Source organism: Pseudomonas sp. RIT-PI-S (assembly GCF_025642975.1).
GTDB lineage: Bacteria > Pseudomonadota > Gammaproteobacteria > Pseudomonadales > Pseudomonadaceae > Aquipseudomonas.
This window is the reverse complement of the sequence record NZ_JANZKJ010000003.1, coordinates 60,864-73,773: the sequence shown is the minus strand read 5'-3', so window position 1 is coordinate 73,773 and position 12,910 is coordinate 60,864. Positions and strand designations below refer to the sequence as shown.

The window sequence follows — 12,910 nt, the reverse complement described above, 5'->3', positions numbered from 1 at the left end:
ACGCTGATGGTTGAACGATGGCACAGCCTCATACCCTTTTACCCGACGTACTGTATACCGCGGCCCAGGTCCGCGACCTCGATGCCCGGTTGATCGCCGCTGGCACTCCGGGGCTGGAATTGATGCACCGTGCCGCAGCGGCCTGCTGGCAGGCGCTGCGCTTGCGCTGGCCGCAGGCGGACGCGCTCACGGTATTCGCCGGTGCGGGCAACAATGGCGCGGATGGCTACCTGCTGGCGGCACTCGCGCATCAGGCCCGTTGGGCGGTTCAGGTTTACACCCTGGCCGATACCACGGCCCTGGTCGGGGATGCCGCAGCGGCCTTCGCCCAGGCGCGCGAGCAGGGCGTAGCCAGCCAGCCCTGGGTCGAAGGTAGCCCGCTGCAAGGCGTGGTGGTCGATGCATTGCTCGGCACTGGCCTGTCCCGAGCGGTTGAAGGCGCCTACAAACAGGCCATTGCCACCATCAACGCCAGCGACCTGCCCATACTGGCAGTGGATATCCCCTCCGGGTTGAGCGCTGATACCGGCCATGTACTGGGCGAAGCGGTGCATGCCGACCTCACCGTCACATTTATCGGGCTCAAGCTGGGTTTGTTCACCGGCGAGGCCCCAGCGTGTGTCGGCGCGCTTATCTTCGACGACCTGCAGGCCGATGCCGCTGTCGTCACCCCCGTGCGCGCGGAGGCCACCCGGCTTTCACCGCCGCGCCTGCCGCTTCCAGCGCCCCGCCCAGCGACCGCGCATAAAGGGCAATTCGGCCGGGTACTGGTCATCGGTGGCGAACGTGGCACGGGCGGCGCCGCGATCATGGCAGCGGAGGCCGCCTTGCGCAGTGGCGCTGGCATGGTTTCGCTGGCGACCCGGGACGTTCACCTAGCCCCAGCGCTGACCCGCCTGCCGGAGGTAATGACAGCTGCCGTAGAGTCAGCGAATCAGCTGCCACGGCTGATCGAACCTGCCTCGGTAGTGGTAGTGGGCCCTGGCATGGGCACCAGTGCTTGGGCCCGGAGCCTGCTTTCTGTGGCCGCCAGCCAAAACAAGGCACAAGTTTGGGACGCCGATGCGCTTAACCTTCTCGCCGAAGGCCTGGTCTCTCTCCCTGAAGGGGCGGTGATCACGCCACACCCAGGCGAGGCCGCCCGCCTGCTTGGCATCAGCACTGCGCAGGTGCAGGCAGACCGGCCTGCGGCCGTGCGCGCCCTTGCGAGCAAGTATCACTGTGTCTGTGTGCTCAAGGGCGCCGGTAGCTTGATCGCTTCAGCCGATGGGCGCCTGGCGCTCTGCGACCGTGGCCATCCGGCCATGGCCACTGGGGGACTGGGGGATGTGCTCTCCGGGCTGATCGGCGCCTTACTGGCGCAGCACATGGCGGCATTCGAGGCAGCCTGCCTGGGTGTGTGGCTGCATGCTACCGCCGGTGAACAGGAAGGGGCCAAAGGCCGCGGGCTAGCCGCCGTCGATCTGATTCCCGCCATTCGTCAGTTGCTCGAGGAGCTGGCCCCATGCAAAGCCTGACCCTGTTCGTGCCTGATGAAACGGCGATGACCGCTTTGGGTGCCCAATTGGCCACCGCCTCGCGCGGCCACGGCACGGTCTTTCTGGAAGGAGACCTGGGCGCGGGCAAAACCACCTTGTCCCGTGGCATCGTTCGCGGTTTTGGGCATGTCGGGGCGGTGAAGAGCCCTACGTTTACCCTCGTAGAGCCATACGAGCTGGGCGCGATAACCCTTTATCACTTTGACCTTTACCGCCTTGCAGACCCCGAAGAACTTGAATTCATGGGTATCCGGGATTATTTCGACGGCAATGCCTTGTGCCTGGTGGAGTGGCCGCGCAAGGGTGAGGGCGTTTTGCCAAAGCCTGACCTGACCATTACCATAAGCGCCCACGAGCAGGGGCGCCTTGTTGAATTGCGCGCCGGCAGCTCAAGTGGTGAAACGTGGTTGGGCGCACTGGCGCCGGTTGATCAATGAAGGGGTAGGGACGTATGCGCATTCGCGCGCTGATCGCAGTCGTGGGACTTTGGCTTACGGCATTCGCGGTCGACGCTGTGGCCGTCACGCAAGTCAAAAGCATGCGCTTGTGGCGAGCCCCCGATAACACCCGCCTGGTCTTCGACCTGTCCGGCCCGGTGGAGCATAGTGTGTTCACGCTCACGGCGCCCGATCGCCTGGTGATCGACATCAATGGCGCGAACCTGGCCACGCCGCTGAAGGTGTCTACGGCCAACACGCCGATCACCAGCGTGCGCACCGCCCAACGCACCCCTACGGACCTGCGCGTGGTCGTGGACCTGAAAAAACCACTGACCCCCAAGAGCTTTATCCTCGCGCCCAACCAGCAGTACGGCAACCGCCTGGTAGTGGACCTCTACGACCAGCCCGCCGACGCCGAGCCACCCGCGCCGCCGCCAACGCTCGCCACCACGCCAGCCCTGCCAGTGACGCCGTCCAAGCCGGAAATCAAGCTGGCGCCGGTACCCAATGGCAAGCGTGACATTATCATCGCCATCGACGCCGGGCATGGCGGCGAGGATCCGGGCGCTTCGGGTTCGCGAGGCGAGCATGAGAAAGACGTGGTGCTGTCCATCGCCCGTGAACTGCAGCGGCAGATCAACCAGGAAAAAGGCTTCCGCGCTGAACTCACGCGCACTGGCGACTATTTCATCCCCCTTCGCGGGCGTACCGAGATCGCTCGCAAGAAGGGCGCCGATCTGTTCGTATCCATCCACGCCGACGCCGCGCCTTCTTCCGCCGCCTACGGTGCCTCGGTGTTCGCCCTCTCCGAACGAGGCGCCACCTCGGAGACTGCGCGCTGGCTGGCCGACAGTGAAAACCGCTCCGACCTGATCGGCGGCGCGGGCAACGTCAGCCTCGATGACAAGGATCGTATGCTCGCCGGCGTGCTGCTGGACCTGTCCATGACCGCTTCGCTCAGCTCCAGCCTGAATGTGGGCCAGAAGGTGCTCAGCAACATCGGCCGGGTGACCACGCTGCACAAGGCTCGCGTGGAGCAGGCCGCCTTTATGGTGCTCAAGTCCCCGGATATTCCCTCGATTCTCGTAGAAACGGGTTTCATCTCTAACTCTGGAGAGGCCAGCAAGCTCCAGTCCGCCGCTCACCAGCAGGCGCTGGCGCGGTCGATCCGGGCGGGTGTGAAGCAGTTCTTCGAGCAAAACCCGCCGCCTGGTACATACATCGCGTGGCTGCGTGATTCGGGCAAGCTGGCCCGTGCCGAGAGCGAGCACACCGTTCGCAGTGGCGAAACCCTGCCGATGGTTGCGACCCGCTACCAGGTGTCCGTTAGTGCATTGCGCAGCGCCAATGACTTGAAAACAGACGAGCTGAAGATTGGCCAACTGCTGGTCATCCCATCCGCCGCAGTGGCAGCCCAACCATGACCGGCGCCGCCCGCATTGAATTGCTCAGCCCACGGCTGGCCAACCAGATCGCTGCTGGCGAAGTGGTCGAGCGGCCCGCTTCGGTTATCAAGGAGCTGCTTGAAAACAGCCTGGACTCCGGCGCCCGGCGCGTGGATGTGGAGGTCGAGCAGGGTGGCGTGAAGCTGCTCAAGGTACGTGATGATGGTTCCGGTATAGCCTCCGATGACCTGCCGCTGGCGTTGGCCCGTCATGCCACCAGCAAGATCCGCGACCTCGAGGACTTGGAGCGGGTGATGAGCCTGGGCTTTCGCGGCGAAGCGCTGGCTTCGATCAGCTCGGTGGCGCGCCTGGTGCTCACTTCTCGCACTGCCGAGGCACAGCAAGCCTGGCAGGTGGAAACCGAAGGTCGAGACATGGCCCCCCGGGTACAGCCAGCGGCCCACCCGGTTGGGACCTCGGTCGAGGTGCGCGACCTGTTCTTCAATACTCCCGCGCGCCGCAAATTCCTCAAGAGCGAAAAGACCGAGTTCGACCACCTTCAGGAAGTGATCCGGCGCCTTGCCTTGGCTCGCTTCGATGTGGCATTCCATCTGCGCCACAATGGCAAGAGCGTACTCAGCCTGCACGAGGCGCACGATGAGTTGACGCGCGCTCGCCGGGTCGGCGCGATCTGTGGGCCGGGCTTCCTCGAGCAGGCGATGCCCATCGACGTGGAGCGCAGCGGTGTGCGGCTATGGGGCTGGGTTGGCCTGCCGACCTTCTCGCGCAGCCAGGCAGACATGCAGTACTTCTTCGTCAACGGCCGTACCGTGCGCGACAAGCTGGTCGCCCATGCCGTACGCCAGGCATACCGAGACGTGCTGTTCAACGGTCGCCATCCGACTTTCGTGCTGTTCCTGGAAGTCGACCCAGCGGTGGTGGACGTGAATGTGCACCCCACCAAGCACGAGGTGCGCTTCCGCGATGGGCGCATGGTGCACGATTTCCTCTATGGCACGCTGCACCGCGCCCTGGCCGAGGTACGGCCCGAAGATCAGCTGGCCCCCGCAGCCACTACGGCCATGGTTCGCCCGTCGGGCCCGGATGCCGGCGAATTCGGCCCGCAAGGGGAAATAGCCCTGGCGGCGCGACCGTTGCAGGCACAGCAACAGCAATTTCAGGCGCAGCCGCAGGCTGCTCATGGCTACGCCGGCGGCGGCAGTTACGGCAGTTACTCGGGTAACACTGAGCGGCGCCCGCAGGCGCTGCCGCTGGCTGAAGCAGAGGGCGCCTACCGTGCCTTCTTCGCGCCCTTGCCGACTGGCGCTGCAGCTGCGCCGGTGCTGCCCGAGCAGCAGGGGGAAATCCCACCGCTGGGCTTTGCCCTGGCGCAGCTCAAGGGCATCTATATCCTGGCGGAAAACGCTCAGGGGTTGGTTCTGGTAGACATGCACGCCGCCCACGAACGCATCATGTATGAGCGGCTCAAGTTGGCCATGGCTAGCGAAGGTTTGAGCGGCCAGCCGTTGCTGGTGCCGGAGTCGTTGTCGCTGAGCCAGCGCGAGGCTGATTGCGCTGAAGAGCATGTCGCCTGGTTTTCCCGACTGGGCTTCGAATTGCAGCGGCTGGGGCCGGAGACCCTGGCGATCCGGCAAATCCCGGCCTTGCTCAAGCAGGCAGAAGCGAATCGGCTGGTTGCCGACGTGCTGGCTGATCTCATGGAGTACGGCACCAGCGATCGCATCCAGGCGCACCTGAACGAGCTGCTCGGTACCATGGCTTGCCACGGCGCCGTAAGGGCCAACCGGCGCCTTGCCGTCCCAGAGATGAATGCGTTGTTGCGCGACATGGAAACCACCGAGCGCAGCGGCCAATGCAACCACGGTCGGCCGACCTGGACTCAGCTGGGCCTGGACGAACTCGACAAACTATTTCTGCGGGGCCGCTGAAATGCCCAGCCTTCCGCCGGCCATCTTCCTGATGGGGCCTACTGCTTCGGGCAAGACAGACCTGGCCCTGGAGCTGGCCCGAACGCTCCCGTGCGAACTGATCAGCGTCGACTCGGCCCTGGTGTACAAGGGGATGGACATCGGCACGGCCAAGCCGTCCAAGGCACTGCTGGCGGAGTTTCCGCATCGGCTGGTGGATATCCTCGACCCTGCCGAGAGTTACTCGGCCGCCGATTTCCGCCGCGATGCGCTGCAGGCCATGGCCGAGATCACCGCGCGTGGACGCATCCCGCTGCTGGTGGGCGGCACCATGCTGTACTTCAAGGCATTGCTCGAAGGCCTGGCAGACATGCCCAGCGCCGACCCCGGCATTCGCCAGGCCCTGGAGGCGCAGGCGAACACGGAGGGGCTGCAAGCGCTGCATGCCGAGCTTGCGCGGATCGACCCTGTGTCCGCGGCGCGCATTCATCCCAATGATCCCCAACGGATCATTCGCGCCCTGGAGGTATACCAGGCCGGTGGCGTCAGCATGACCGAACTGCGTCAGCGGCAAAATGTGCAAAAGGGTGTGGCAGGCGCATCGGGCGATGTCCAATTACCCTATACTGTCGCCAGCCTGGCCATTGCCCCGGCAGAGCGGTCGCTGCTACATGCGCGAATCGCCCAGAGGTTCGAGCAAATGCTTGAACAGGGTTTCATCGGTGAGGTCAGACAGTTGCGCGATAGAGGAGACCTGCACCCAGGTCTGCCCTCGATCCGGGCGGTTGGCTACCGGCAGGTGTGGGATCATCTCGATGGCAAGTTGTCTGCCACCGAAATGAAAGAGCGAGGGATCATTGCGACTCGTCAGTTGGCCAAGCGGCAGTTCACATGGCTGCGGGGCTGGGATGGCCTAAAGTGGCTGGATAGCCTCGCTCGCGACAATCTGACGCAGTCCTTGAAATACCTTGGTTCGATCTCCATATTGAGCTGAGTCTTGCGTTGCCGTCTATCCTTGGGGGAAGTCGGTCAGCGACCATTTTTTGCAGTTTTTTATAGATCCTTAAAGGAGTGCGGCACATGTCAAAAGGGCATTCGCTACAAGACCCTTACCTGAACACATTGCGTAAAGAAAAAGTGGGGGTTTCGATTTATCTTGTCAACGGCATCAAGCTGCAAGGCACTATCGAGTCCTTCGACCAGTTCGTCATACTGCTGAAGAACACCGTCAGCCAGATGGTCTACAAGCACGCTATCTCTACCGTCGTACCTGTTCGCCCGATCCGCCTGCCTAGCGCTGGCGATGCCGAACACAGCGACTCCGAGCCTGGCAACGCCTGATAGGAGCCTCCTTTGTTCTTTGAGCGCCACGGTGGTGGTGAACGGGCCATTCTCGTTCATCTTGATGGACAAGACCCTGAGGCGCGCGAAGACCCGCAGGAGTTTCAGGAGCTGGCAGCATCGGCTGGCGCGGAGACGGTCGCTTTCGTGAGCGTCTCGCGGCATCAGCCGACGGCAAAATACTTGATCGGCACCGGCAAGGTCGACGAACTGCGAGAGCAGGTCAAGGCCGGTGAAGTCGACCTGGTCATCTTCAATCACACCTTGACTCCCAGCCAAGAGCGCAACCTCGAACGTGCCTTCGAGTGCCGGGTGCTGGATCGTACGGGGTTGATCCTCGATATCTTCGCCCAACGGGCACGTACTCATGAAGGCAAGCTGCAGGTCGAACTGGCCCAGCTCGAGCATATGAGCACAAGGCTGGTTCGCGGCTGGACCCACCTGGAGCGCCAGAAGGGCGGTATCGGTCTGCGCGGCCCGGGTGAAACCCAGCTTGAAACCGACCGCCGCCTGCTACGGGTTCGCCTGCGGCAAATCAAGGCGCGTCTGGAAAAGGTCCGGAGCCAGCGTGAGCAAGCTCGGCGTGGACGCAAGCGGGCGGATATCCCTTCGGTTTCGTTGGTAGGCTATACCAACGCGGGTAAATCGACACTCTTCAACGCGATCACTCAGTCTGACGTATACGCGGCGGACCAGCTGTTCGCGACCCTCGACCCTACCTTGCGCCGGCTCGAATTGGCCGATATCGGTCCGATCGTGCTGGCCGATACCGTGGGCTTCATCCGCCACCTGCCACACAAGTTGGTGGAAGCTTTCCGCGCCACGTTGGAAGAATCGGCCAGCTCCGACCTTCTGCTCCACGTGATAGACGCGCACGAGCCAGAGCGCATGGCCCAGGTGGAACAGGTCATGGCGGTGCTTACCGAGATCGGCGCGCAGGGCCTGCCGATCCTCGAGGTGTATAACAAGCTAGACCTGCTCGAAAACGTGGAGCCGCACATTCAGCGCGGCCAAGACGGCAAGCCGCAGCGGGTATGGGTTTCCGCCCGTGATGGGCGCGGCCTGGAGCTGGTCGGCAAGGCAGTCGCCGAATTACTAAGTGAAGACTTGTTCGTGGCTACCTTGCGCCTGCCCCAGGGTCTTGGCCGCTTACGTGCGCAATTTTTCTCTTCGGGCGCCGTGCAGGGCGAGGCTCACGACGAAAGCGGGGCGAGCCTGCTCGATGTACGCCTGCCCCGGGTGGAACTTAACCGTTTGGTCAGCCGTGAAGGCTTGAAACCATTGGATTTCATCCGCGAACACACTTTGCAATAAAAGCCCTCCGTGTTGGTTTGGTCGGGAGGGGCGGCATTCTGTAGCATTGGCCGACGCGCCGTGGGCGCGTCTTAGCTTTATCTGATGGAGAGCGCTATGGCTTGGAATGAGCCGGGTGGCAACTCGAACAACCAGGATCCTTGGGGCGGGCGCCGGGGTGGCGATCGCAAGGGCCCACCAGACCTGGACGAAGCCTTCCGCAAGCTGCAAGAGAGCCTGAACGGTCTGTTCGGCGGCGGTAAGCGCCGCGGCGGCGAGCCGACAGGGTCCAAGGGCGGTGGGCTGGGGTTGCTGGGTATCGGCCTCGCCGTGCTGGCGGCCATCTGGCTGTACAGCGCCGTTTATGTGGTGGACGAACAAGAGCAGGCAGTGATCCTTCGGTTCGGCAAGTACTACGAAACCGTGGGGCCGGGCCTCAACATCTATTTCCCACCCATCGACCGCAAGTACCTGGAGAACGTCACCCGTGAGCGTGCCTACAGCAAGCAGGGGCAGATGCTCACGGAGGACGAAAACATCGTCGAGGTCCCGCTGACGGTCCAGTACAAGATCGTCAACCTGCGCGACTTCGTGCTCAACGTCGACCAGCCCGAGGTCAGCCTGCAGCATGCGACCGATAGCGCTTTGCGCCATGTGGTCGGCTCCACGGCCATGGACCAGGTGTTGACCGAGGGCCGGGTACAGATGGCCGGTGAGATCAAGGAGCGCCTGCAACGGTTCCTCGACACCTACCGTACCGGTATCAGCGTGACCCAGGTTAACGTACAAAGCGCCGCGGCGCCGCGTGAGGTTCAGGAAGCCTTCGACGACGTGATTCGTGCCCGCGAGGACGAACAGCGTGCGCGGAACCAGGCCGAAACCTATGCCAATGGCGTAGTGCCTGAGGCCCGTGGCCAAGCCCAGCGGATCATCGAGGATGCCAACGGCTACCGCGACGAGACGGTGTCACGCGCCAAGGGTGAAGCGGACCGCTTCAGCAAGCTGTTGGCCGAGTATCGCAAGGCGCCGGATGTGACCCGTGAGCGCCTGTACCTCGAAACCATGCAAGAGGTGTACAGCAACACCAGCAAGGTGCTGGTGTCGGGCAAGGGGCAGAACAACATGCTCTACCTGCCGCTGGACAAACTACTTGAAAAAGGCCGCGCCCCGGCCCCGGCGCAACCTACGGTCGCGCCTTCGGACTCCGCCGGCCATAGTGCCGCCGACCTGCAACAGCAGCAGCGAGAAATGCGTACCAGGGAGAGCCGCTGATGGGCAATAGATCCGTAATCGCGCTTATCGTCGGCGTCGTTGTCGCAGTGGCGTTGTGGAACAGCTTCTATATCGTGTCCCAGACCGAGCGGGCAGTGTTGCTGCGCTTCGGCCGGGTGGTGGAGGCCGATGTACAGCCTGGTCTGCATATGAAAGTGCCCTATGTGAACCAGGTGCGCCGCTTCGATGCCCGGTTGATGACCCTGGACGCGCCGACCCAGCGCTTCCTTACTTTGGAAAAGAAAGCAGTGATGGTGGACGCCTACGCCAAGTGGCGGGTCAAGGATGCAGACCGCTTCTACACGGCAACCGCGGGCCTCAAGGCCACGGCGGACGAGCGCCTGGCGCGGCGGCTGGAATCCGGCCTGCGCGACCAGTTCGGCAAGCGCACCCTGCACGAGGTGGTATCGGGCGAACGCGACGCGTTGATGGCCGACATCACCGCCTCGCTCAACCGCATGGCGGACCAGGAACTCGGTATCGAGGTCGTCGACGTTCGGGTCAAGGCCATCGATCTGCCCAAGGAAGTCAACCGCAGCGTATTCGAGCGCATGAGCACCGAGCGTGAGCGCGAGGCCAGGGAACACCGTGCCAAGGGTAACGAGCTGGCAGAGGGCATCCGTGCCGACGCCGACCGTCAGCGCCGAGTGCTGCTAGCCGAGGCCTATCGGGAGTCTGAAGAAGTGCGGGGTGACGGGGATGCCCAGGCAGCCTCCATCTATGCCAAGGCCTACAGCCAGGACCCTGAGTTCTACGCGTTCTACCGGAGCTTGCAAGCCTACAAGCAGGGCTTCTCCAGCAAGGGTGATGTGTTGGTGCTCGATCCGAGCAGCGATTTCTTCCGTTTCATGGAGCGCGCCAAGCCTTGAGGGCATGCCCCGCTGGGCAGCTCGTTGCCTGGCGGGGTGATCCTCCGGCCAAACCTGTGTATCATGCGGCAGCCGGGAAATTCCCGGCTTTTTTGCGTCTGCGATGGTCCCAGCGTGGGCCCCACAGTTTTTCGAGGACACTGCCCCGTGGCGCGGCAAGCGCTATGGTTTTCGCGCCTGCGCGGCAGTATCTGCTTCACTCAAGGGCGGGCCTGGATGGGCCTGCTGCCCGGACAAAGGGGATGGGGTAATGGCAACGGTAGACCGCTGGCTTTTGCCGGATGGTATCGAGGAAGTACTGCCACCTGAGGCGGCACGCATCGAAGTGGCGCGGCGCCAGGTGCTGGATCTGTTCCAGAGCTGGGGCTACGAATTCGTTGTAACGCCACACATCGAATACCTGGAGTCGCTGTTGGTAGGTGCCTCCCAAGACCTGGACCTGCGCACCTTCAAGGTCGTCGACCCGCTTTCCGGGCGGCAAATGGGCTTCCGCGCAGACATCACGCCGCAGGTGGCGCGCATCGACGCTCATTCCCTGCGCCGTGAAGGGCCGAGCCGCCTGTGCTATGCCGGCAGCGTGTTGCATGCCAACCCCCGCGCCTTGTCCACGTCGCGTAGCCCGATTCAGCTGGGCGCCGAGTTGTACGGTGATGCCAGCATTGGCAGCGATCTCGAAGTAATCAGCCTGATGCTGGCGATGCTCGAGCTATGGCAGGTCCCCGATGTACACATGGACCTAGGGCATGTCGGTATCTACCGCGGCCTGGCCCGTGCGGCCGGGCTGTCGGGTGAAACCGAGCAGCGCTTGTTCGATGCCCTGCAGCGCAAGGCCACGGATGAGGTGTTCGACCTGACTGCCGGCCTGGCCGCGGGCCCAGCGCGTATGTTGCGAGCGTTGGTAAACCTGTGCGGCGACCGTTCGGTGTTGGGCCAGGCGCGGGAAATCCTTGGCGGTGCGCCGGCTCCGGTGCTGGCGGCGTTGGACGAACTGCTAGAGTTGGCCGAGCGGCTGACCGCGCGGTTCCCTGGGCTCCCGTTGTATTTCGACCTGGGCGAGCTGCGCGGGTATCACTACCACACCGGCGTTGTGTTCGCGGCGTTCGTGTCTGGCGTTGGGCAGTCCATCGCTCAGGGCGGCCGCTATGATGACTTCGGCGCCGACTTTGGCCGAGCACGCCCGGCCACTGGTTTCTCCACCGACCTCAAGAGCCTGGTCACTCTCGGCCGTGCCGAGGTCGAATTGCCCGAGGGCGGCATATGGATGCCTGACAGTTCGGACACTACGCTGTGGCAAGCGGTTTGCCGCCTGCGTGCAGCGGGCGAACGGGTCGTTCAGGCGTTGCCTGGCCAGGCTGCGGCTGCCGCCCACGAGGCTGGCTGCGACCGCCAGCTCATTCTTCAAAGCGGCTGCTGGCAAGTAGCACCGCTGGTTTCCTGAGTTCACGCCGGCCGCGGCCGGCACCAAGTTTGCGCCAATGAGGACAAGTGTTATGGGTAAGAATGTCGTCGTCCTGGGCACCCAATGGGGTGATGAGGGCAAAGGCAAGATCGTCGATCTGCTCACCGAACATGCCGCCGCGGTCGTCCGTTACCAAGGCGGGCACAATGCCGGCCACACGCTGGTAATTGACGGCGAGAAAACCGTATTGCACCTGATCCCGTCCGGCATTCTGCGCGACGGCGTGCAGTGCCTGATCGGCAACGGCGTGGTGGTCGCGCCAGACGCGTTGATGCGTGAAATCACCAAGCTCGAAGAAAAGGGCGTGCCAGTGCGTGAGCGCCTACGCATCAGCCCGTCGTGCCCGTTGATTCTGTCGTACCACGTGGCGCTGGACCAGGCGCGAGAAAAAGCGCGTGGCGAACAAAAAATTGGCACCACCGGGCGTGGTATCGGCCCGGCCTATGAAGACAAGGTTGCTCGCCGTGGCCTGCGCGTCGGTGACCTGTTCCATCGCGAGCGCTTCGCCGCCAAGCTTGGTGAACTGCTCGACTACCACAACTTCGTGCTGGTCAACTATTACAAAGAGCCTGCCATCGACTTCCAGCAGACGCTGGATGAGTGCATGGGTTATGCCGAACTGCTCAAACCGATGATGCAGGACGTTACGGCCGAGCTACATGGCCTGCGCAAAGCCGGCAAAGACATCATGTTCGAAGGCGCGCAGGGTTCGTTGCTGGACATCGACCACGGCACCTACCCCTTCGTTACCAGCTCCAACACCACGGCGGGCGGTATCGCTACGGGCTCTGGTTTCGGCCCGATGTACCTGGACTACATCCTGGGTATCACCAAGGCATACACCACGCGCGTAGGGTCCGGCCCGTTCCCGACCGAGTTGTTCGACGACGTTGGTGCCTACCTGGCCAAGCGCGGCCATGAGTTCGGTGCTACCACTGGGCGTGCGCGCCGCTGCGGTTGGTTCGATGCGGTGATTCTGCGTCGCGCCATCGAGATCAACAGTATCTCTGGCCTGTGCCTGACCAAGCTGGACGTCCTCGACGGCCTTGAAACCATCCGCATTTGTGTGGGTTACAAGAACGACGCTGGCGCTGTGATCGATGCTCCGACCGACGCGGACAGCTACATTGGCTTGCAGCCGGTGTACGAGGACGTGCCCGGGTGGACCGAGTCCACGGTCGGCGCCAAGAGCCTTGAGGAGCTGCCTGCCAATGCCCGTGCTTACATCAAGCGGGTAGAAGAGCTGGTCGGCGCGCCGATTGACATTATTTCGACGGGCCCGGATCGCATCGAAACCATCGTGCTGCGCCATCCCTTCGCGTAAGTCGTTGCTTTGCTTGACCAAAGGGCCCTGATCGGGCCCTTTGTCGTTTTTGCCTGTTGAA

11 protein-coding genes are annotated in these 12,910 nt (G+C 63.2%); all 11 read left to right on the top strand.

The window, feature by feature from the left end:
* Nucleotides 1–17 precede the first annotated feature (17 nt).
* The 11 genes from OGL93_RS06350 (at nt 18) to OGL93_RS06300 (ending at nt 12,849) form a co-directional block, all read left to right on the top strand.
* The gene (locus OGL93_RS06350; protein WP_263261592.1) at nt 18–1,517 is read left to right on the top strand and encodes an NAD(P)H-hydrate dehydratase; all 1,500 of its coding nucleotides are present in this window, start codon (nt 18–20) and stop codon (nt 1,515–1,517) included.
* Nucleotides 1,505–1,975 carry a tRNA (adenosine(37)-N6)-threonylcarbamoyltransferase complex ATPase subunit type 1 TsaE gene (tsaE, locus tag OGL93_RS06345; protein WP_263261590.1) on the top strand — a complete coding sequence of 157 codons (471 nt, stop codon included), beginning with the start codon at nt 1,505–1,507 and terminating at the stop codon, nt 1,973–1,975. The genes OGL93_RS06350 and tsaE overlap by 13 nt, the downstream gene beginning before the upstream one ends.
* Before the next feature lie 14 nt (nt 1,976–1,989).
* A complete protein-coding gene (locus OGL93_RS06340) occupies nt 1,990–3,402 on the top strand; it encodes an N-acetylmuramoyl-L-alanine amidase (RefSeq protein WP_263261589.1) in 1,413 nt (470 codons plus the stop codon).
* Complete coding sequence (mutL, locus tag OGL93_RS06335) at nt 3,399–5,312, top strand: DNA mismatch repair endonuclease MutL (protein WP_263261588.1); 1,914 nt, start codon at nt 3,399–3,401, stop codon at nt 5,310–5,312. Before OGL93_RS06340 ends, mutL begins: the two co-directional genes overlap by 4 nt.
* Before the next feature lies 1 nt (nt 5,313).
* Nucleotides 5,314–6,285: a tRNA (adenosine(37)-N6)-dimethylallyltransferase MiaA gene (gene miaA / locus OGL93_RS06330; RefSeq protein WP_263261587.1), complete on the top strand. Its 972-nt coding sequence runs from the start codon at nt 5,314–5,316 to the stop codon at nt 6,283–6,285.
* A gap of 86 nt (nt 6,286–6,371) precedes the next feature.
* On the top strand, nt 6,372–6,632 hold the full coding sequence (gene hfq / locus OGL93_RS06325) for an RNA chaperone Hfq (protein WP_263261586.1): 261 nt from the start codon (nt 6,372–6,374) through the stop codon (nt 6,630–6,632).
* Nucleotides 6,633–6,644: 12 nt separating this feature from the next.
* Complete coding sequence (gene hflX / locus OGL93_RS06320; RefSeq protein WP_263261585.1) at nt 6,645–7,946, top strand: ribosome rescue GTPase HflX; 1,302 nt, start codon at nt 6,645–6,647, stop codon at nt 7,944–7,946.
* Nucleotides 7,947–8,042: 96 nt separating this feature from the next.
* Nucleotides 8,043–9,197: an FtsH protease activity modulator HflK gene (gene hflK, locus OGL93_RS06315; RefSeq protein WP_263261584.1), complete on the top strand. Its 1,155-nt coding sequence runs from the start codon at nt 8,043–8,045 to the stop codon at nt 9,195–9,197.
* Nucleotides 9,197–10,066, top strand: a complete 870-nt coding sequence (gene hflC / locus OGL93_RS06310) for a protease modulator HflC (protein WP_263261582.1) — start codon at nt 9,197–9,199, stop codon at nt 10,064–10,066. The genes hflK and hflC overlap by 1 nt, the downstream gene beginning before the upstream one ends.
* A gap of 250 nt (nt 10,067–10,316) precedes the next feature.
* Nucleotides 10,317–11,504 (top strand): ATP phosphoribosyltransferase regulatory subunit, encoded by a 1,188-nt coding sequence (locus tag OGL93_RS06305; RefSeq protein WP_263261581.1) that lies wholly within the window; start codon nt 10,317–10,319, stop codon nt 11,502–11,504.
* A 52-nt stretch (nt 11,505–11,556) separates the two neighbouring features.
* Nucleotides 11,557–12,849, top strand: a complete 1,293-nt coding sequence (locus tag OGL93_RS06300; protein WP_263261579.1) for an adenylosuccinate synthase — start codon at nt 11,557–11,559, stop codon at nt 12,847–12,849.
* The last annotated feature ends 61 nt before the right edge of the window (nt 12,850–12,910 follow it).

What these genes read in the sequence shown, in the direction of transcription:
- hflK (WP_263261584.1), top strand. Translation starts at nt 8,043, where the DNA reads ATGGCTTGGAATGAGCCGGGTGGCAACTCGAACAACCAGGATCCTTGG.
- mutL (WP_263261588.1), top strand. Translation starts at nt 3,399, where the DNA reads ATGACCGGCGCCGCCCGCATTGAATTGCTCAGCCCACGGCTGGCCAAC.
- OGL93_RS06305 (WP_263261581.1), top strand. Translation starts at nt 10,317, where the DNA reads ATGGCAACGGTAGACCGCTGGCTTTTGCCGGATGGTATCGAGGAAGTA.
- OGL93_RS06350 (WP_263261592.1), top strand. Translation starts at nt 18, where the DNA reads ATGGCACAGCCTCATACCCTTTTACCCGACGTACTGTATACCGCGGCC.
- miaA (WP_263261587.1), top strand. Translation starts at nt 5,314, where the DNA reads ATGCCCAGCCTTCCGCCGGCCATCTTCCTGATGGGGCCTACTGCTTCG.
- OGL93_RS06340 (WP_263261589.1), top strand. Translation starts at nt 1,990, where the DNA reads ATGCGCATTCGCGCGCTGATCGCAGTCGTGGGACTTTGGCTTACGGCA.
- hfq (WP_263261586.1), top strand. Translation starts at nt 6,372, where the DNA reads ATGTCAAAAGGGCATTCGCTACAAGACCCTTACCTGAACACATTGCGT.
- tsaE (WP_263261590.1), top strand. Translation starts at nt 1,505, where the DNA reads ATGCAAAGCCTGACCCTGTTCGTGCCTGATGAAACGGCGATGACCGCT.
- OGL93_RS06300 (WP_263261579.1), top strand. Translation starts at nt 11,557, where the DNA reads ATGGGTAAGAATGTCGTCGTCCTGGGCACCCAATGGGGTGATGAGGGC.
- hflC (WP_263261582.1), top strand. Translation starts at nt 9,197, where the DNA reads ATGGGCAATAGATCCGTAATCGCGCTTATCGTCGGCGTCGTTGTCGCA.